At 69.0% G+C, this 19,342-nt stretch carries 20 protein-coding genes; 12 read left to right on the top strand and 8 right to left on the bottom strand.

All coding sequences use genetic code 11. The features are described from left to right. The coding region (locus F8M74_RS34975) for a DnaJ domain-containing protein (RefSeq protein ID WP_163884704.1) at positions 1–865 on the top strand (865 nt) is incomplete at its 5' end. Between the two features lie 63 nt (positions 866–928). Then, positions 929–1,219, top strand: coding sequence for a ribosome assembly RNA-binding protein YhbY (gene yhbY, locus F8M74_RS34970; protein WP_141255393.1), 291 nt, complete (start codon positions 929–931; stop codon positions 1,217–1,219). Positions 1,220–1,271: 52 nt separating this feature from the next. Here yhbY and F8M74_RS34965 read toward each other — a convergent pair whose 3' ends face one another. Next, on the bottom strand, positions 1,272–2,582 hold the full coding sequence (locus F8M74_RS34965; RefSeq protein WP_141255394.1) for a neutral/alkaline non-lysosomal ceramidase N-terminal domain-containing protein: 1,311 nt from the start codon (positions 2,580–2,582) through the stop codon (positions 1,272–1,274). A 144-nt stretch (positions 2,583–2,726) separates the two neighbouring features. Here F8M74_RS34965 and purF point away from each other — a divergent pair, with 144 nt between their 5' ends. Beyond that, a complete protein-coding gene (gene purF, locus F8M74_RS34960) occupies positions 2,727–4,115 on the top strand; it encodes an amidophosphoribosyltransferase (RefSeq protein WP_216620799.1) in 1,389 nt (462 codons plus the stop codon). 66 nt (positions 4,116–4,181) lie between these two features. Here the strand turns inward: purF and F8M74_RS34955 are convergent, their stop codons facing one another. Continuing rightward, entirely contained in the window at positions 4,182–5,171 is a 990-nt protein-coding gene (locus tag F8M74_RS34955; RefSeq protein WP_141255396.1) for an RluA family pseudouridine synthase, read from the bottom strand. 101 nt (positions 5,172–5,272) lie between these two features. After that, positions 5,273–6,403, bottom strand: a complete 1,131-nt coding sequence (gene wecB / locus F8M74_RS34950; RefSeq protein ID WP_141255397.1) for a non-hydrolyzing UDP-N-acetylglucosamine 2-epimerase — start codon at positions 6,401–6,403, stop codon at positions 5,273–5,275. 107 nt (positions 6,404–6,510) lie between these two features. On the opposite strand from wecB, the gene kdsB reads away from it, so the two are divergent. Next, positions 6,511–7,251, top strand: a complete 741-nt coding sequence (gene kdsB, locus F8M74_RS34945) for a 3-deoxy-manno-octulosonate cytidylyltransferase (RefSeq protein ID WP_141255398.1) — start codon at positions 6,511–6,513, stop codon at positions 7,249–7,251. Between the two features lie 2 nt (positions 7,252–7,253). Continuing rightward, positions 7,254–8,210, top strand: a complete 957-nt coding sequence (locus F8M74_RS34940) for a hypothetical protein (RefSeq protein WP_141255399.1) — start codon at positions 7,254–7,256, stop codon at positions 8,208–8,210. Here F8M74_RS34940 and F8M74_RS34935 read toward each other — a convergent pair. Continuing rightward, positions 8,203–9,051, bottom strand: a complete 849-nt coding sequence (locus tag F8M74_RS34935; protein WP_141255400.1) for an aldo/keto reductase — start codon at positions 9,049–9,051, stop codon at positions 8,203–8,205. The two genes, F8M74_RS34940 and F8M74_RS34935, sit on opposite strands and share 8 nt — an antisense overlap. A gap of 109 nt (positions 9,052–9,160) precedes the next feature. Between F8M74_RS34935 and F8M74_RS34930 the strand changes: the two genes are divergently transcribed. From F8M74_RS34930 to F8M74_RS34905, 6 genes are all read left to right on the top strand, one after another. Next, a complete protein-coding gene (locus tag F8M74_RS34930; protein ID WP_141255401.1) occupies positions 9,161–10,927 on the top strand; it encodes an ABC transporter ATP-binding protein in 1,767 nt (588 codons plus the stop codon). A 307-nt stretch (positions 10,928–11,234) separates the two neighbouring features. Then, positions 11,235–11,468, top strand: a complete 234-nt coding sequence (locus tag F8M74_RS34925; protein WP_020478920.1) for a hypothetical protein — start codon at positions 11,235–11,237, stop codon at positions 11,466–11,468. A gap of 85 nt (positions 11,469–11,553) precedes the next feature. After that, positions 11,554–13,194, top strand: a complete 1,641-nt coding sequence (locus tag F8M74_RS34920; protein ID WP_141255402.1) for a CTP synthase — start codon at positions 11,554–11,556, stop codon at positions 13,192–13,194. After that, positions 13,191–14,027, top strand: a complete 837-nt coding sequence (gene kdsA / locus F8M74_RS34915) for a 3-deoxy-8-phosphooctulonate synthase (protein WP_140860880.1) — start codon at positions 13,191–13,193, stop codon at positions 14,025–14,027. Before F8M74_RS34920 ends, kdsA begins: the two co-directional genes overlap by 4 nt. 31 nt (positions 14,028–14,058) lie before the next feature. After that, positions 14,059–14,634: an HAD family hydrolase gene (locus tag F8M74_RS34910; protein WP_141255403.1), complete on the top strand. Its 576-nt coding sequence runs from the start codon at positions 14,059–14,061 to the stop codon at positions 14,632–14,634. A 40-nt stretch (positions 14,635–14,674) separates the two neighbouring features. Next, entirely contained in the window at positions 14,675–15,295 is a 621-nt protein-coding gene (locus tag F8M74_RS34905; RefSeq protein WP_141255404.1) for a response regulator, read from the top strand. Between the two features lie 96 nt (positions 15,296–15,391). Here F8M74_RS34905 and F8M74_RS34900 read toward each other — a convergent pair whose 3' ends face one another. Both F8M74_RS34900 and F8M74_RS34895 read right to left on the bottom strand, forming a co-directional pair. Beyond that, positions 15,392–15,835, bottom strand: coding sequence for an Hsp20/alpha crystallin family protein (locus F8M74_RS34900; RefSeq protein ID WP_141255405.1), 444 nt, complete (start codon positions 15,833–15,835; stop codon positions 15,392–15,394). Between the two features lie 210 nt (positions 15,836–16,045). After that, complete coding sequence (locus tag F8M74_RS34895) at positions 16,046–16,240, bottom strand: CPXCG motif-containing cysteine-rich protein (RefSeq protein ID WP_140860874.1); 195 nt, start codon at positions 16,238–16,240, stop codon at positions 16,046–16,048. 60 nt (positions 16,241–16,300) lie between these two features. On the opposite strand from F8M74_RS34895, the gene F8M74_RS34890 reads away from it, so the two are divergent. After that, positions 16,301–17,149 carry a general secretion pathway protein GspE gene (locus tag F8M74_RS34890; protein WP_141255406.1) on the top strand — a complete coding sequence of 283 codons (849 nt, stop codon included), beginning with the start codon at positions 16,301–16,303 and terminating at the stop codon, positions 17,147–17,149. A gap of 9 nt (positions 17,150–17,158) precedes the next feature. On the opposite strand, the gene serB is transcribed toward F8M74_RS34890, so the two are convergent. Together serB and F8M74_RS34880 are read right to left on the bottom strand one after the other, a co-directional pair. Further along, positions 17,159–18,358: a phosphoserine phosphatase SerB gene (gene serB, locus F8M74_RS34885; RefSeq protein ID WP_141255407.1), complete on the bottom strand. Its 1,200-nt coding sequence runs from the start codon at positions 18,356–18,358 to the stop codon at positions 17,159–17,161. Between the two features lie 73 nt (positions 18,359–18,431). Further along, positions 18,432–19,342: serine/threonine-protein kinase (locus tag F8M74_RS34880; RefSeq protein ID WP_163884702.1), on the bottom strand; the 911-nt coding region annotated here is incomplete at its 5' end.

Here is a 19,342-nt window from a genome sequence, read left to right as displayed (position 1 = left end):
CCCCGGTGCCACCGCCCCACGTCCGGCAGGCACGGCCCCAGCCGCTGGCCCCGGCGCCACCGCCGCGCGTCCCCCGGTCGCCGGGCCCGGCGCCCAGCCCCGTCCCCCACCGTCACTGTCCGCACAGGGCGCGCAGCGTCCAGCCGCGCCCGCCGCCGCGGCGACGCCCGCGAATGCACCAGGGGCTGAAGAGATTCCCGCCCTGCGCCAGCTCACGATGGCGATGAAGCAGCAGAACCACTTCCAGCGGCTCGGGCTGACCGAGCAGACGAACTCCAGCGCGGTGAAGATCGCATACTTCCGCCTGGCCAAGCTCTACCACCCGGACACGCTCCCGCAGGGGGCGCCGCCGGAGCTGGAGAAACTGAAGGCGGAGGTCTTCGCGTATATCGGCGACGCCTACCGCACCCTCTCCGACGACAGCAGCCGCGCCAGCTACATCGAGGAACTCAAGAGCGGCGGCAGCGGAGACGGGGTGGACATCAACGGCATCCTCATGGCGGAGGAGCTGTTCCAGAAGTCCTGCATCCTGGTGAAGGCGCGCAAGTTCCCGGACGCCGTGAAGATGCTGGACGAGGCCATCAAGCTGAACCCGGAGGAAGCGGAGTTCTACGCGTGGCGTGGCTACGCGCGCTTCTTCACGGCGGCGGACAAGAAGGCCGCCCAGCCCGAAGCCTTCCGGGAAATCCAGAACGCCATCAGACGCAACGAGCGCTGCGCCCCCGCGCACTACTTCCTGGGCGTCATCGCCAAGCTGAGTGGTGACGGCCAGGGCGCGCTCAAGCACTTCAAGCGCACCGTGGAGCTTCAACCGGACCACATCGACGCACAGCGAGAAGTCCGCATCGCGTCGCAGAAGAAGTAGGGTGCGCCCCCCGACGGTGGGGCCCAGGAGGCTCCACCCGAAACCACGAAGGAGAGAAGGAACGTGCCGCTCACTGGGAAGCAACGCCGCCACCTGCGCGCGCTAGGACACCACCTGGAGCCGGTGGTCATCGTCGGTCAGGCCGGCGTCACCGAGGGTGTCATCGCCGCCATCGAGCAGGCGCTGCAGGACCACGAGCTCATCAAGGTCAAGATCAACGAGGGCCCGGAGACGCGCCAGGAAGCCGCGGCGCGCATCGCCGAGGGCGCCCAGGCGGAGCTCGCGCAGCTGCTGGGCCGCACCGCGCTCATGTTCAAGAAGCGCAAGAAGGACTCCAAGTTCGAGAAGTTCTAGCCAGCCTCAAGCCGGCCGCGCCGCGGAAAGTCCTCCGCGGCGCCCGGCCGCCTCAAGGCGTGAAGCCCGCCGCCCCGGCAACGAACTCCGCCGCCACGCTCAGCCGCTCCAGCAGCGCGGGCCCGAAGTACTGGCGCCTGGCCTCCCCCAGTCCACCCTGCACGTTCGCCGCCGTCTCCACGTAGCCCACGTAACCGTCCGCCAGGCTCAGCACGCCCGTGGCGCCGGTCCGCTGCAGCAACTCCATGCCCGCGGCCACGCTGGGCTCACCCGGCACCGCCACCAGCTTCAGCGGCCCCAGCACCAGCGCGCCCACCTCCGCCAGACGCGGCGCGGATTCACACAGCAGGTTGTCCCCCGCCGCCCGCGTCAGCGCCGGCACCAGCCGCGAAGCGTCCGGACGTGGCATGGCCGCATCAGCGCGCGCCAGAGACAGCCGCACGGTCTCCCCCACGGGTGACAAGGGCGCATCGCCGGCCAGCTCCGCCAGCGCATGCGCGAAGCCCGACACCCGCTCCAGCCCCTGCCCTTCCGAGTACGCCACCGTCGCATTGCCCCCCGCCCCCTGCAGCAACAGCGTCACGCCGCTGCCCGCCTCCTCGCGCAGCGCGCTGAGCCGGCCGGGGTAGTCAGGGTCGACGTAGGCGCGGCGACGCGGCACCATCGTCGGGTGCGCGGCGTAGAGCAGCAGCTCCGCCACCGGGCCCTCTTGCCCCCGGAACACCGCGCGCGTCAGGACGCCATCCGGCTTCTCGCCACCGCTGCGGGAGATGACGAACTTCTGCTGCCGCGCCTCGCCGACCTCCAGCGACACCGGGGCGAGCGACGCGGCCGCCTGGGCCAATGCGTCACCCGCTGCCGTGGTGATGGCATCCACCACGTCTTCCCGGTAGCGCCCGGTGCCGGACAGCTGGGCCACCAACCGCGAGTCATACCCGCCCAACGACGAATGCGTGTGCGTGGCCAGGACCAGCACATCCTCCAGCCCCGAGGCCCGCGCGCGCTCACGTACCCGAGAGGCCAGCACATCCGGAACGAGGAGCAGGTCCAACGACACCAGCCCCACCTGTGTCCCTCCTGCCTCCAGCACCACCGCGCGCGCGTGGAGCGGCACGTCGGCCTGGTCCGCGTCGGGCCGTGGCGGCGAATAACCGGCCACCACCACCGGGAAGGGCGGCGAGAGCGCCACCTTCGCCGCACCCGCGCGCAGCGGCCCTTCGCCATGGACCTGTGACACAAGGACTGGCGCGCGTTCGGCCCAGCTGCCACACCAGTTCCAGGACGCCAGCGAATACGCGGCGCCCACGGTGAGCAACACCAGGGGAAACAAGGAACGCCAGCGGACCCGTCGCGAAGATGCCATGCGGGAACCAGACTAACCGCAGGGCCTGGCCTTTGGGACGCCTGACTGCCCACATGAAACGACTCTGGCGTCGGGTGGAATACCCACCAGAGGGGCATGCGTTCCTGTTCCGCTCACCGCTCGAAAGGAGTAAGGCAGCGCGCCATGTGCGGCATCTTCGGAATCGTGGGGCACGCCGAGGCCTCCAACCTGACGTACCTGGGGCTGCACGCCCTCCAGCACCGCGGGCAGGAGTCCGCGGGCATTGTCTCCTCTGACGGGATGGGGCTGCGCGCTCACCGGCAGATGGGACTCGTCGCCGACATCTTCGATGCGCCGGTGCTCGCCGACCTGCCTGGGCAGGCGGCCATCGGCCATGTGCGCTACTCCACCGCTGGAGGCAGCGCCCTCAAGAACGCCCAGCCGCTCTTCGTGCAGTACGCGGGCGGGCAGTGCGCCATCGCGCACAACGGTAACCTGGTGAACGCGATCGAGCTGAAGCAGCAGCTCGAGGCCGACGGAGCCATCTTCCAGTCGGACGCGGACACGGAAGTCATCCTGCACCTGCTGGCGCGCTCCAAGCAGGCGACCTTCGAGCAGAAGCTCGTGGAGGCGCTGCGCAAGGTAACGGGCGCTTACAGCCTCCTGGTGCTCACGGAGAGCAAGCTCGTCGCGGTGAGGGACCCGCACGGCATCCGGCCGCTGGTGCTGGGGCGGATGAAGGAAGGCGCCTACGTGCTGGCCAGCGAGTCGACCGCGCTGGACCTCATCGAGGCGGAAATCGTGCGCGAGGTGGAGCCGGGCGAGCTGCTCGTCATCGAGAACGGGCTGCTGCGCACCAGCAAGCCCTTCGCGGAGCCGCCGCGTCAGGCGCGCTGCATCTTCGAGCACGTGTACTTCGCGCGGCCGGACTCCACGCTGTTCGGCAGCAACGTCTACGAAGTGCGCAAGGAGCTGGGCCGTCAGCTCGCGAAGGAGCAGCCCGCGCCCAACGCGGACCTGGTCATCGCGGTGCCGGACTCGGGCGTTCCAGCGGCCATCGGCTTCGCGCAGGCCAGCGGCATCCCCTACGACGTGGGCCTCATCCGCAGCCACTACGTGGGCCGCACCTTCATCGAGCCGCAGCAGTCCATCCGCCACTTCGGCGTGAAGCTGAAGCTGTCCGCGGTGCGGCAGGTGCTCAAGGGCAAGCGCGTGGTGGTGGTGGACGACTCCATCGTCCGCGGCACCACGAGCCGCAAAATCGTGAAGATGATCAAGGCGGCGGGCGCGGTGGAGGTGCACCTGCGCATCTCCTCGCCGCCCACGAAGTGGCCTTGCTACTACGGCATCGACACACCGAGCCGTCAGGAGCTCATCGCCGCGACGCACAGCCTGGAGGAGATCGCCACGTACGTGACGGCGGACTCGCTCGGCTACATCTCCCAGGAGGGCCTGGGCCGCGCGGTAGGCGACCCGGAGCGCGGCAGCTTCTGCACCGCCTGCTTCTCCGGCAAGTACCTCATCGGTGACTTCGGCGAGGAGCGCTCCGAGCCCAGCAAGCTCACCGCCTGACGTCATCACCTGCTTCACGCCCCTGGCCCCCTGCCCGCTTCATTCCGGGCTGGGGGCCTTCGCGTTTCAGGCCGGCAAAGCCACGGGCCGGCCTTCGATGAAGTCCGTGAGGTCCGCGGGCAGGGGCGCATCGAACACCACCGCCTGGCCAGAGCCCGGGTGGGGGAAGGCGATGCGCGCGGCGTGCAGTGCCTGACGGGGCAGGCGCAGCCGCGGCCACGCCTCGGGCTCCAGACAGTGCTTGCTGAAGCGGTCGAAGTAGCCCGGATCCGGCCCGTACATCTTGTCGCCCACGAGCGGGAAGCCCGCGTGGCGCAGGTGGATACGAATCTGGTGCTGGCGGCCCGTCTCCGGGAAGCAGCGCAGCAACGTGAAGGGCGCGCCGTCCCGCGTGAAGCGCTGGAGCACCTGGAAGCGCGTGCGGCTCTCCTTGCCCTCCACCGGGTCGATGCGCACGGCGATGCGGATGAGCTCGGTGCCCTCCGCGATGGGCGCATCCACGGTGAACGTGTCCTCGGGCGGATGCCCTTCGCAGAGCGCCAGGTACTCCTTGTGCACGTCACGCGAAACGAACAGCCGCCCCAGCACCCGGCAGGACTCGGTGGTGCGCCCGCAGACGACCAGCCCGCTGGTCTCCCGGTCCAACCGGTGCGCGGGCTCGGCGAAGCGCTCACCGAAGCGCTCCCGCAGCAATGTGACGAGGGTGCCCTTGTGGTAGCGCGCCGTGGGGTGGATGGGCAGACCCGCGGGCTTGTCCAGCACCAGCAGCCAGTCGTCCTGGAACACCACGGGCAATTCCGTGGGCGTGTCCGGCTCCTCGCTGGCGCGGCGGCGGATGCGGAAGGCCAGTCCCGGGTACACCGGCGTGGACGGCTTCAGGCGCCGCTCCTCGCAGATGACACCCCTCAGGATGACGCCCTGGAGCCGCTCCCGCGTCATCCGGCGGAGCTTCTCACCCAGGTACTCATCCAGCCGCCAACCCGCGTAGTTCGGCTCGACGACGTAGCGGATGTCGACGTAGCCCTCGGGGGCTTCTTCCTGCGGTGCGCTGTGCATGGGCCTGCCAGCGCTCTACCACGGCGGGCCCTCCTGCACAGGCGGGGACGGGCGAGCGGGCGGGCCCACGGAACGCCGGGGCCCCCACCCGTCATTTGTCATCAGGCCGAGGCCGCCTGAATCGGCCGGTCCTCGACGCCCAGGAAGCTCGCGAACAGGTCCGCGATGCGCTCGGCGGCGCGGCCATCCCAGAACTCGGGCACGCGGCCCTGCTTGCCTTCACCATCCAGCACGCGGTCGGCGGCCAGACGGATGCGGACCGGGTCGGTGCCCACCACCTCGTTGGAGCCTTCCTCCACGGTGATGGGGCGCTCGGTCTGCTCGCGCAGGGTGAGGCACGGGATGCCCATGGCCGTCGTCTCCTCCTGGAGGCCGCCAGAGTCGGTGAGCACCAGGCGCGCCTTCGACGTGAGCGCCAGGAAGTCCAGGTAGCCCATGGGCTCCACGGGCCGCAGGTTCGGCGTGCGCTCGAACCACGTGCTCAGGCCATGCTCCGAAATCACCTTCCGCGTGCGCGGGTGCACCGGGAAGATGACCGGCAGGCGCGTGGCGACGTGGGCCACCGCGGACAGGAGGCCGCCCAGAATCTTGGGGTCGTCCACGTTGGAGGGCCGGTGCAGCGTGCACACCGCGTAGCCGTGGGGGATGAGCCCCAGGTCCTTGAGCAGCGGCAGCTTGTCGGCCTTCTCGCGCGAGGCGAAGAGCGAGTCGATCATCACGTTGCCCACGAAATGGATGCGGGCCGGGTCGGTGCCTTCCTTGAGCAGGTTGGCATCCGCGTCACGTGACGGCGTCAGCAGCAGGTCCGACAGGCGGTCGGTGACCAGGCGATTGATCTCCTCCGGTTGGTGTGGCGAGTAACTGCGCAGCCCCGCTTCGACGTGTGCCAGGGGGATGCCCAGCTTCGACGTCACCAGCGCCGCCGCGATGGTGCTGTTCACGTCGCCCACGACAGAGACCAGCGCCGGAGGGTGGGCTAGGAAAACCTTTTCCAGCTCCACCATCATGCGCGCTGTCTGCTGCGCGTGGCTGCCCGACCCGATGCCCAGATGGACGTCCGGGGCAGGAAGGCCGAGGTCGGCGAAGAACACGTCGCTCATCTTGGCGTCGTAGTGTTGCCCCGTGTGGACAAGGATTTGCTCCAGGGGGGTACGTTCGGCGATGGCGCGATAGATGGGCGCGACCTTCATGAAGTTCGGACGCGCCCCAACGATATGAATGACCTTCTTCATGTTGCGACCAAAGCTAGGCACTGGAGCCGCGCTGGCCAGTGTCCCATGATGCGAATGTCCAATCCCGGGGGCCGGCATTCGTCGCGAACCTGATAGATGGAGGGGTCATGCAATCTTGCCGGACCGTTGCAGTCATTCCCGCCCGACATGCCAGCACCCGCTTCCCGGGCAAGCCGCTGGCAATCATCGCCGGCCGAACAATGATTGAGCACGTCTGGCGCCGCTGTCAGGAGGCCCAGGCCTTCGATGAGGTGTGGGTTGCCACCGATGACGACCGCATTCGCGCCGCCGTGGAAGGTTTTGGCGGCAAGGCGGTGATGACCAGCCCCGCCTGCGCCACGGGGACGGATCGGGTCGCCGAGGTGGCGCTCGGCCGTCCAGACATCGACATCTGGGTGAACGTCCAGGGAGACGAGCCCCTGGTGGACCCCGCCGCGCTCCAGCGGCTGGCGGGGCTCTTCCAGGACGCATCCGTGCGGATGGGCACCCTGGTCCGCCCGCTCGAAGCGGACGAAGCCGCCAGCCCGCACGTGGTGAAGGCGGTGCTCGCGCTCAACGGCGACGCGCTCTACTTCAGCCGCAGCCTGGTACCCCACGCCCGCGAGCCGAACACGCCCGTCCAGCGCTGGGGCCACATCGGCCTCTACGGCTACCGGCGCGAGGTGCTGCTGTCGCTGGCGAAGCTGGCGCCCACGCCGCTGGAGGACGCGGAGAAGCTGGAGCAACTCCGCGCGTTGGAGCACGGCATCCCCATCCGCTGCGCGAAGGTCACCTCGCACACGGTGGCCGTCGACCTCCCCGGTGACGTGGAGAAGGTGGAGGCCCTCATGCGCGCGCGGGGGGGCTGACCATGGGCTTCCTCAAGAACGTGTTTGGCGGTGGCGCGGCGAAGGCGGACGCGGAGTCCCCCTCGCCTGACGCGGCGCCCGCTACCGCGCCAACCACATCCGCCCTGCCCGGAGCGGGAACCACGGTCCATGCCGCCGGCCCAGCGGGCGCGCCCCATGCCGCCGAGGCTCGGGAGCATGCCCCCGCGGAAGCCCCCCGGCCCGAAGCCGCCCCGAAACCACCCGCGCCTCCGAAACCGCAGCGCGCGCAAGAGACCCGCAAGCAGCAGCAGGAGGACGAGGACATGGAGGGCGTTCAGCGGCTGTTGTCGCGCAAGGTGGAGCGGGTTCTGGAGCAGTTGGGAACGCTCGCCACGCGGGCGCGCTCGGGCGAAGAAGTGCCCACCATCACCGTCACGCTCCACCTTGCGCACGGTCATTCGATGACGGGCGAGGTGGTGGACTACGTGCCCCGCGAATCGGTGCTGATGGCCCTGGGCAAGGAAGGGCTGCGCCGCTCGGAGTCGGTGGCCTACGTGGACCTGTCCACGGTGGTGGCGGTGGCGGTGGGCAACGCGGAGAAGCTGCTGGAGCTGACGCAGCTCGTACGGCCCAACCCCACGCGGCAGGACGTGGTGACGCTGCTGGAGAAGCTGCCCCACGCCCTCACCGAGCAGTTCTGGCCGGGCGAGGCGTCCCTGGGCGGCAAGCCCCTGCGCTTCGAGGTGGACTGGGTGGGCCTGGACGACGAGCCGGGCCGCCGCGCGCTGGAGTCCGCCGTGAATGTCGCCAGCCATGCCTTGCGCGCCCTGGCCCAGGAGCAGGGCCGCGAGGTGCTGCGCCGCATCACCACCGTGCGCTTCCTCAAGGGCCGCGACACCCGCGCCGCCGTGGAGGGCGAGACGGGCACGGTGACGGTGGGCCCGGGTGAGCCCACCGTGTCCGCCTTCCGCAAGGCCTTCGCCGCCGGCATCAGATGACGGGCAGCGACGCCGGCTCGGACCCCAGCGGGAAGGCCGCGTCGAGGTGGGCCAGTTCGTCGGCGGTCAGCGTCAGCGACGCGGCGGCGGCGTTGTCGCGTGCGTGGGCTTCCCGGCTCGCCTTGGGAATGGCGAACAGCGACGGCCCGCGCACCAGGAACCGGAGCGCCACCTGGTACGGCGTGACGCCGTGCGCGCGGGCGATGGCGCCCAGCACCTTCCCACCCCGGCTGTCGGGCCGGGGAAAACGGCCGTTACCGAAGGGGCTGTAGCCCACCACCGCCACCCCCTGGGCTTCGCACCAGGGCAGGACGGCGTGTTCAATGGCGCGCTCCTCCAGGTGGTAGAGCACCTGGTTGCAGGCGATGCGCCCGGGCCCCGCGAGCGCGAGCGCCTCCTCCAGGTCCTCCACCCCGAAGTTGCTCACGCCCCAGGCGCGAATCTTTCCGTCCGCCACCAGCTTCTCGAAGGCGCGCACCGTCTCCTCCAGCGGGTGCGAACCCGGCCAGTGCAGCAGGTAGCAGTCGAGGTGGTCCGTGCGCAGCCGCTTCAGGCTCCGCTCACAGGCGGCGAGCGTGCCCGCGTAGGAAGCGTTGGACGGCATCACCTTCGACACCAGGAAGACGTCGCCGCGCCGGCCCGCGATGGCCTCGGAGACGATGGACTCCTCCACCTTGCCGTGGCCGTACAGTTCAGCGGTATCCACGTGCGTCATTCCCAGGTCCAACCCGGCGCGAAGGGCGCGGATGGCGCCTGCCCGGTCGTCCTCCTCCATCTGCCAGGTCCCCTGGCCCAGGACGGGCACGGACACCCGTGTGCTTCCGAACGGACGCTGCTCCATGGCACTCCCCCTGATTCGGCGTATGACTCGCTTCGAGAGGATTAATACCGCTTCAACGCACACGCAGGCGTCCGGTGCGCAGGTTGGAAGCTCGCGTTAGTCTCCGCCGGTGTCTTCCCCCGCGAACGATTCGAAAAGCAGTGCCTCCCCTGGCGTCACCGTTCGGCGCCTGCTGAAGCTGGCGCGCCCGGAACTGCTGCCACTGGCCGCGGGCACCTTCTTCCTCCTCATCAGCAGCGGCGCCACGCTGGCCTATCCCCGCGCCATTGGCGACCTGGTGGACCAGGCCCTCAACGCGCGCGACCGGTACGTGGTGGATCGGCTCGCGATGCTGATGCTCGCCGTGTTCACGGTGCAGGGCATCGCCATGGCGCTGCGCATCTACCTCTTCACCAACGCCGGCGAACGCGTGGTGTCGCGGCTGCGCAAGGACCTCTTCCGCGCCCTGCTGTCCCAGGAGGTGGGCTTCTTCGATTCGCGCCGCACGGGTGAACTCACCAGCCGGCTCTCCTCGGACACCACCGTCCTGCAGACCACCGTCACGGCCAACGTGTCCATGATGCTGCGCTACGTCGTCACGGCCCTGGGCGGCGTGGGCCTGCTGCTCTACACGTCCGTCCAGCTCACGCTGGTGATGCTGGCCGTCATCCCGCCCGTGGCCATTGGCGGCGTGTTCTACGGGCGCCGGGTCCGGGTGATTTCCCGTCAGGCCCAGGACGCGCTCGCCGCCAGCGGCGAGGTGGCCGAGGAGGACCTGTCCGGCATCCGCACCGTGCGCTCCTTCGCCGCGGAGCGGCACGAGGTGGAGCGCTACAGCGTCGCCGTGGAGCGTTCCTTCACGCTGGCGAAGAAGCGCGCGCTCCAGACCTCCGTCTTCATGGGCGTGGCCTCCATCGCGGGGTATGGCTCCATCGCCGCGGTGCTCTGGTATGGCGGCCGGCTGGTGGTGGACGGCGGCCTCTCCGTGGGCGAGCTCACCTCGTTCCTCATCTACACCATGCTGGTGGCCTTCTCGTTCAGCGGCATCGCAGAGCTGTGGGCGGACTTCATGCGCGCCAGCGGCGCCGCCGAGCGCGTCTTCGAGCTCCTGGACCGCAAGCCCGCCATCGGCGCTGGCGGCGAGCAGCTGACCGACCTGCGCGGGCACGTGCAGTTCCGCGGCGTGCACTTCGCCTACCCCAGCCGTCCCGACGTTCCGGTGCTCCAGGGCCTGGACCTGGAGCTGCGGCCGGGCGAGGTGGTGGCGGTGGTGGGCCCCTCCGGCGCGGGCAAGTCCACGCTGGCCTCCCTGCTGTCGCGCTTCTACGACCCGCAGAACGGCGAGGTGCTGCTGGACGGCCATCCGCTCACCGCCCTGGAGCCGGAGTGGCTGCGCCGCAACATCGGCATGGTGGCGCAGGAGCCCCAGCTCTTCTCCTGCTCCATCGCGGACAACATCCGCTACGGCCGGCCCGGCGCCACCGACGCCCAGGTGGAGGAGGCCGCCCGGGCCGCCAACGCCCACGCGTACATCGAGCGCTTCCCGGAAGGCTACGGCACCCAGGTGGGCGAGCGCGGCGTGCAGCTCTCCGGTGGCCAGAAGCAGCGCGTGGCCATCGCCCGGGCGGTGCTGAAGGACCCTCGCCTGCTCATCCTGGACGAAGCCACCAGCGCCCTGGACGCGGAGAGCGAGCACCTGGTGAAGGACGCGCTGGAGCGCCTGATGAAGGGCCGCACCACGCTCATCATCGCCCACCGCCTGTCCACCGTGGCCAACGCGGACCGGGTGCTGGTGCTCGACGGCGGCCTCGTCATCCAGAGCGGCACCCACGCCTCCCTCATGAGCCAGGAGGGCCTGTACCGGCGCCTGGTGGAGCGGCAGTTTGTCGCAGCTTGAACGCTTGGTGCCCACACGGCGCTCGCCACGCACCCCACGGCAGTGGCGCGCCCCATGGCTCCCGATTAAGTCTGGGGCTCCGAAAGGAGGTGATGCCTTGAACGACAGCAACTCCAAGGCGTCCACCTCCGCTTCGCGGGCCTGAAGAGGCTCCGAGGCGGTGGCGGATGCTGGCAGTTCCGGGCCCGTTCCCCGCGAGGGGGACGGGCCTTTTCGCGACGACTCGGGAATGCCAGACCGCCCCTCCTGTTCGGAGCGCGCCGGGGGGAGAGGCCGACTCAACACGTTTCATCCGGGAGTTTCCGCCGTGTCCATCACTCCATGCCCCAGCCCGCTGCCCACCGCCCTCCGGGACGAGGAGTCCGTGGACGCGCAGCGCAACCTCTTTTGCCCCAACTACGACGCCTGCCTGCACCTGGTGGTGAAGCGGGGCTGGGAGGGCTGGAGCTGCCGGAACTGCGATTTGCGCAAGTTCCGCGTCGGGCAGCCGAACGCCCAGGAGTTCGCGGTCGCCCGGCCGGGTGCTTGGGACGGCAACTGACGCCGCCCCCGCCGGCCCCAGCGAGCGGCCGTCCATCGGAAACAGAATAATTGACGCATCCCTGCCTCAGTAGGCAGAACGGGACATGCGCTCCAAGAAAACCAAGTTCATCTTCGTGACGGGCGGAGTGGTCAGCTCCCTCGGCAAGGGTCTCGCCTCCGCTTCGATTGGCGCCCTGCTGGAGAACCGTGGGCTGGCCGTCACCCTCATCAAGCTGGACCCCTACATCAACGTGGACCCGGGCACGATGAGCCCGTTCCAGCACGGCGAGGTGTTCGTCACCGAGGACGGCGGTGAGACGGACATGGACCTCGGCCACTACGAGCGGTTCACCAACGCGCGGATGAGCCGGCTCAACAACTTCACGTCCGGCCGCATCTACCACGCGGTCATCATGAAGGAGCGGCGGGGTGAATACCTGGGCAAGACGGTCCAGGTGATTCCGCACGTCACCGACGAAATCAAGTCCAGCATCCGCCAGGCGGCGCAGGACGCGGACGTGGTCATCGTGGAGGTGGGCGGCACCGTGGGCGACATCGAGTCGCTGCCCTTCCTCGAGGCCATCCGGCAGATGCGCTACGACGTGGGCAACGAGAACGTCGTCTACGTCCACCTCACGCTGCTGCCGTACATCGGTGCGGCTGGCGAGGTGAAGACCAAGCCCACGCAGCACTCGGTGATGAAGCTGCGGGAGATAGGCATCCAGCCCGACTTCCTCGTGTGCCGCACCGACCGCGAGGTGCCCCGCGAGCTGAAGGACAAGATCGCCATGTTCTGCAACGTGGACACGCGCAGCGTCTTCACGTCGCCGGATGTGCGCAGCACCTACGAGCTGCCGCTGGAGCTGCACCGCCAGGGCCTGGATGAGCGGCTCGCGGAGGTCCTCAACATCTGGAGCCGGGCGCCCCACCTGGAGCGCTGGGAGAACATCATCCGCAAGGTGTACGAGCCCGCGCGCGGCCAGGTCCGCATCGCGATTGTCGGCAAGTACGTCAACCTCACGGAGAGCTACAAGAGCCTCAACGAAGCGCTGCTGCACGGCGGCATCGCCAACGACGTGAAGGTGAACCTGCACTTCGTCGACAGCCAGGAGGTCGAAGAGCAGGGCGCGGAGAAGTTGCTGGCCGGCGTGGACGCCATCCTGGTGCCCGGCGGCTTCGGCGTGCGCGGCACCGAGGGCAAGATCGCCGCCGTGCGCTACGCGCGTGAGAAGAAGGTGCCGTTCTTCGGCATCTGCCTGGGCCTGCAGATGGCCGTGGTGGAGTTCAGCCGCGGCGTGCTGGGCCTGTCCTCCGCCAACAGCCTGGAGTTCAACGAGCACACGCCGCACCCGGTGGTGACGCTCATGGAGAGCCAGGTGAAGGTGCAGGACAAGGGCGGCACCATGCGCCTGGGCAGCTATGCCTGCGCGCTGAAGCCCGGCTCGCTCGCCCACCAGCTCTACGGGCAGGACACCATCCAGGAGCGCCACCGCCACCGCTACGAAGTGAACAACGCGTACCGCACCAAGCTGCAGGAGGCGGGGCTGGTCATCTCCGGCTCCAACCCCGAGCTCAACCTGGTGGAGATGATTGAGTTGGCCGACCACCCCTACTTCGTCGGCTGCCAGTTCCACCCTGAATTCAAGAGCAAGCCCTTCGCACCCCACCCCCTCTTCTCCGGCTTCATCCGCGCGGCGCTCGCCCAGCGGGACGCGAACGCGGCGGCCGGCAAGGTGACCGAATGAGTGCCCCCAACCCCATCGAGCTGTGTGGCTTCAAGGTCGGCCAAGGTCAGAAGCTGTTCGTCATCGCCGGCCCCGACAGCATCGAATCCGAGGACATGGCCCTGCGCCATGCCTGGCTGCTGAAGGAAATCACCGGCCGGCTCGGCGTGCCGTACGCCTTCAAGTGCTCCTACGACAAGGCCAACCGCACCAGCGGCAAGTCCTTCAGAGGCCCGGGTCTCAAGGAAGGCCTGAGAATCCTGAAGAGAATCCGGGATGAAGTGGGCGTTCCCGTCCTCACGGACGTCCATGAGACGAGTCACGTCGGGCCAGCCTCGGAAGTTGTGGATATCATCCAGATACCGGCCTTCCTGTGCCGGCAGACGGACCTGGTGGAAGCCGTGGCGCGTACGGGCAAGGGCGTGAACCTGAAGAAGGGGCAGTTCGTGGCGCCCAAGGACATCGTCCACTCGGCGCGCAAGGCCTTCGAAGCGGGCAACCCCAACGTGCTCGTCACCGAGCGCGGTTCGACCTTCGGCTACAACAACCTGGTGGTGGACATGCGTGGCTTCGCGCAGATGCGCGACGCCGGCCTCGCCGTGTGCTTCGACGCCACCCACTCCGTTCAGCTCCCCAGCGCTGGAAACGGTGAGACGGCGGGCGAACGCCGCTTCGTTTCATTGCTGGCCCGCTCCGCCGCGGCCGCCGGGATTGACGCGTTGTTCACGGAAGTCCACGAAGATCCGGATCGTGCCCTGTGTGACGGTCCCTGTTCGCTGAATCCACAGATGTTTGAAGACGTGGTACGAAACGTGCTGAGCATCCGCCGGGTGTTGGGACACGAGCCAGGTTGATGTGTCGGCAAACAAGGGAGTCGAGCAAGCCATGGTGACGGACGCCCCTTCCAGACTGGCAACGGAAGAGCTGACGTCCCGTGCTGCGCGCGTGCGGCTGCTCGTCTTCGACGTGGACGGGGTGCTCACCGACGGCGGCCTCTACTACGGCCAGGACGGCGAGCTGATGAAGCGCTTCGACGTCAAGGACGGCCATGCGCTCGTCATGGCCCGGCTGTCCGGGTTGCCCGCCGCCATCCTCACCGCCCGCACCTCCGGCATCGTGGAGAAGCGCGGGCGGGAGCTGGGCCTCGCGGCCGTGTTCCAAGGCCGCCGTGACAAGTCAGCCGCGCTCAAAGAGCTGGTCACCCAGTTGGACGTGCCCCTGGACGCTTGCGCCTACATGGGTGACGACCACAACGACCTGGGTCCACTTTCAATGGTGGCTCTTTCCGCTTGTCCTGCGGATGCGGTCCCCGAAGTGCGCCGCGAGGCACACTTCGTTACCCAGAGTCCTGGCGGCCGAGGAGCCGCTCGTGAACTCGTGGAGCTGTGTCTCAAGGCCAGTGGCCGCTGGGACGACGCAGTGGGTCTGATGAGAGGGACTGATAGGCGCGGTACTCTGTGAGGTTGAAGAAAACCCGTGTTCAAGGTAGGTGAATAGTTCCATGGGCAGCGGAATGATGCAGCAAGAGGGGAGTACGGCGATGACGGACCAGCTCTACACGACGCACGACATCAGTCGTTTGCTTCAGGTGGATCCGTCCACGGTGAGCAAGTGGATTGACCGTGGCATCCTGATGGCGTTCAGGACGCCGGGTGGCCACCGCCGCGTGCGGTCGGCGGACCTGCGCACGTTCCTCATCACCCACCAGATGCCGGTTCCCGAGGAGCTCGGCAGCGGCACGGTGCGCCTGCTCGCGGTGGATGACGAGCGTCCGGTGCTGGACGCCATCAAGCGCGCGTTCAAGCCGTTCGCGGCCCAGGTGGAGCTGCAGACGACGACGAGCGGCGTGGAGGCCCTGCTGCTCGTGTCCGAGCAGAAGCCGCACGGCATGATCATCGACCTCAACATGCCGGACATCGACGGCCTGGAAGTCTGCCGCCGCATCCGCGCGCGCAAGCAGATGGAGGGCGTGCGGCTCATCACCATGACGTCCGCGCATACGCCCGAGGTCGTGGAGCAGTCCAAGCAGGCCGGCGCGCTGGCATGCATGGCCAAGCCGCTGGACGTGCAGCAGGTGCTGGAGCTGTTCCGCGTTCCGCTGGCGCTCAGCGCCAAGCGGTAGAACAGGCAGGGCTTCCGCCTTGCTCGCGGAAGCCCTGGGCAGGGATTTCAGTGGGAGGCAAGTGACCTCCCTGGCCCGCGGTGTGCGCCCGCGGATTCAGCCCTGGACCTTGACTTCGATGACGCGGGGCTTGGACTCCTCGCGCCGAGGCAGGGTCAGCGTCAGAACGCCATGCTCGTAGCGAGCCCCCACCCGGCTTGCGTCCACCGTGTCAGGCAGCGCGAAGGAGCGGGCGAACGTCCCGAAAGCGCGTTCCTGGCGGCGCACGTTGACGCCCTCCGCGCGCGGCTCGGCCTTGCGCTCGGCCTGCACGGTGAGAATGTCCTTCTCCACCGTCACCTGGATGGCCTTCGCTTCCAGCCCGGGCATGTCCAGTTGGAGGGTGAGGCCGCTCTCGGATTCGGTGATGTCCGCGGCCAGCGTGCGCTCACGCGGGGCCTGGCGCCACATGGGCTGCGTCAGCTCGCGGAAGAGCGCGTCGACATCGCGCATCAGCGGGTTCACCACGACGGCGGAGTTGAACGGATTGCGAGTCTGCATGGTCGTCTCCTGTTCGTGACGTCCTCGCGGACGCACGGCATGAATGAGCCTGGGTTGTTCTGGTTCGCGGTCGCCGCGGTGCCCCCCACCGGAGCTCCAGCGCCGCCTCACAAGACTCAAGAGAACCATGCTTCGGAACGTGTCAAGCAACGCCCCGGCGCCCTCGCCGGCGCCACGCTTCACGCCCGCCAGCCTGCCCTCCAGGCCGACTCAGTCGTCGTCGCGGCGCAGGTGCACGGCGAAGCTCTCCTCGTCGCGGGACACCTGCACCGTCCAGGGACGGCAGCACACCGGGCAGTCTTCGATGTACGTCTCCGAGGCCACACCAATGGGGTCCACGGCGACCTCCACTTCCTCACCGCAGTAGGGGCAAAGCTGGGCGGCGGATTCCGCGAAGGGCTGCATGGCTGGGTCTCCTCATCACGGACTCAGCGTCCGCGCATCTAGACGGTAGAATGCCGAGCCATGGCCTCTCCTTCCCGGAATCGCATTGGCGACATCCTCGTCAAGGCACGCGTCATCGACGACTTGCAGCTGCGCAGCGCGCTGGCCACCCATGACCAGTGGGGCGGACGTCTGTCGCGCATCATCGCGGACCTGGGTCTGGCCACCGACGACGTCATCACCGAGGCCATCTGCCAGGGCCTGGGAATGCAGCGCATCCAGTTGGGCAACGTCACGCGCGACGCAGGCGCGCTCTCACGCGTGGACGTGAGCCTCGCCGAACAGAAGGCCGTCTTCCCGGTGTCGCTCAAGGACAACGGCAAGACGCTGGTGCTGGCCATGGCGGACCCCACGGACCTCGTCACCCTGGACCAGGTGGCGGCGAAGAGCCGCGCCCGCGTGGTCGTCATGGTGGCGGGCGAGCGTGAAATCGAACACGCCATCCTCCGCCACTACCGTGGCCAGGAGCCCGTCGTCAGCACGCGCTTCGGCGGCAACAAGCGCCCGAGCAGCTCGGACGCGCCGGAGGACGAGGACGAGTTCAAGGTCGTCGACATGAGCGGCAACACGGTGGTGAAGCGCATCGCCGACATCACCCCGCCCGCTCCCGCCGCGGCGCCTCCGCCCGCGCCCCGCGCGCCGGAGCGCGCCCCCGCCCAAGGCGCTGGCGCCAGCGCCGCGGACATCCTCGACGAGATTCTGGCGGGTGGCACGCCCGCCAACGAGTGGACAGACGAGGACCTCAAGCGGCTGCAAACGGTGCAGCAGAACCAGGAGAAGAGCTCCAAGATTCTGCGCGCGCTGCTCGAGCTGCTGCTGGAGAAGAACCAGCTCCAGCAGCGCGAACTGGCGGCGCGAATGCGGCTGTAGGGCGCGCCCTCAGCCGGCGCCGGAGCCCGCTTCCAGCAGCTCGCGGCCGGTGAGCCCCAGCAGGTAAAGGATGCTGTCCAGGCCGCCCGCGGAGATGGACGTGTCCGCCGCGGCGCGCAGCTTGGGCTTCGCCCGGAAGGCGATGCCCAGCCCGGCGCGCTCCAGCATCAGCAAGTCGTTGGCGCCGTCTCCCACGGCGACCACCTGGTCCAGCAGGATGCCTTCCGCCTGCGCCAGCGACTCCAACAGCTCCGCCTTGCGCTGCGCGTTGACGATGCGGCCCACGGTGCGGCCGGTCAGCTTCCCGTCCTGAATCTCCAACGCGTTGGAGTACGCGAAGTCGATGCCCAGCCGCACCTTCAGCGCCTCGGCCGCCACGGAGAAGCCGCCGCTGATGACGGCGGTGCGGTAGCCCAGCCGCTTGAGCACGCGCACCAGCGTCTCCGCGCCCTCCGTCAGCGGCAGGTTCGCCGCGAGCTGGTGGACCACGGACGCGTCCAGGCCCCGCAGCAACGCCACGCGCTGACGCAGCGATTCGTCGTAGTCCATCTCGCCGTGCATGGCGCGCTCGGTGATGCGCGACACCTGCTCGCCCACGCCATGCGCGCGCGCCAGCTCGTCGATGACCTCGATGCGGATGAGCGTGGAGTCCATGTCCATGACGACCATCCGCTTGCCGCGCCGGAACAGGCTCTCGCGCTGCAGCGCCACGTCGAACCCGCCCGACTGCATGGACAGCTCCAGCAGCGCGTGCTTGAGCGCGTCGGGCGGCTGGCCCGGCGGCAGGCTGATGTGGATGTCCACCGAGCCCAGGTGCGGCTCGCTGAGGCGCGTGATTCGCTCCACGTTGGCGCCGTGCCCCGCGAGCACCTGCGTCAGCGAATGAAGCTCCTTCGCGCCCAGGGCGCGGCCCACGGCGGTGACGACGTGGCGCGCGGACGCGGCGGGCGTGGCAGACGCCTCCACCGCCTGGAAGTCCAGCGTCACGCCCAGCGTCTTCGCGGCGGACAGCAGCGCCTCCAGGGTGCCGCTCGCCGGGGGCAGACGCACCAGCAGGCAGAGCGTGAGGCGCCCCTGCACCACCACCTGCTCCACGTCGAGCAGCTCGGCGCCAGCTTCCGCCAGCAGACCGGTGAGGCGCGAGACGATTCCGGGATGGTCCTTCCCGGTGACGGTGATGAGCACGCTTTCGGACAGGGGCGGAGTCATGGCGCCACGGAGTGTGGCAGCCCCCAACGTGCGCGGCGAGCCCCGAGTGCGCCGGGGCCCGGCCGCTCGTCCGTCACTCCTTCGGCGTGTCCGAGGAGATGACGAGGTCGCCCTTGGCGAGGAACTCCTTGTCCGGGAACGCCTTGTAGAAGTCCTCCAACATGGCGTCCACGTCCGGGTAGCGCTGCTCGCGCTTGTCCTGGGTGGCCTTGTCGAAGAGCTGGTCGAGGCCGCTGGGGGCCTCCGGGTTGACCTCAGAGGGCAGCGGCGAGCGGCGGCCCGGAATCTGCCCGGTGAGCATCTCGTAGAGCAGGATGCCCAGCGCGTAGACATCCGCGGAGGCGCCCGGCTCCTTGCCGCCCCGGTTCATCAGCTCCGGCGCCATATAGGCCATGCCACCCGTGCCCACGAAGACCTGGGGCATGCCCTTGGTGGCGTCCACCTCCACCACGCGGCCCAGGCCGAAGTCGGCCAGCTTCGCGTTGCCGTACGTGTCGAAGAGCACGTTCTCCGGCTTGATGTTGTGGTGCGTGAGGCCCGCAGCGTGCGCGGCCCGCAGACCATAGGCCATCTGCAGGAAGGCGCGCAGCGCGAAGGGCACCGGCACGCCGTTGCCACCGCCCGCGTCCAGCCGCTCACGCAGGCTGCCCTGCATCAGCTCCAGCACGAAGTACGGCCGGGCGGCATCCACGTTCTGGTCCACCACCTGGACCACGCCCGGGTGGCGCACCTGCGCCTGGGCGCACAGCTCCTTCTTCAGGCGCTTGAGCACCTCGCCGCGCTGCAGGAAGGAGAAGTAGCCGAAGATGTCCTTCAGCTCCTTCAGGCAGATGTCCAGGCCCAGCGCGGTGACGCGCCCCTTGAAGACGGTGCCCAGCGGCCCGGTGCCGATGGGGTCGAACTTCTGGTAGCGCAGGTCCAGCTCGGCGCCCTTCGGAGCGGGAGCGGCGGGCGCTGCTGCGGCGGCGGGGGTGGAAGCGGGGG

The organism is Myxococcus sp. CA023 (assembly GCF_010998615.1).
In the GTDB taxonomy this organism is placed as follows: Bacteria; Myxococcota; Myxococcia; order Myxococcales; family Myxococcaceae; genus Myxococcus.
The sequence above is the reverse complement of the archived record's forward strand: the minus strand, read 5'-3'. Positions and strand labels throughout refer to the sequence as shown.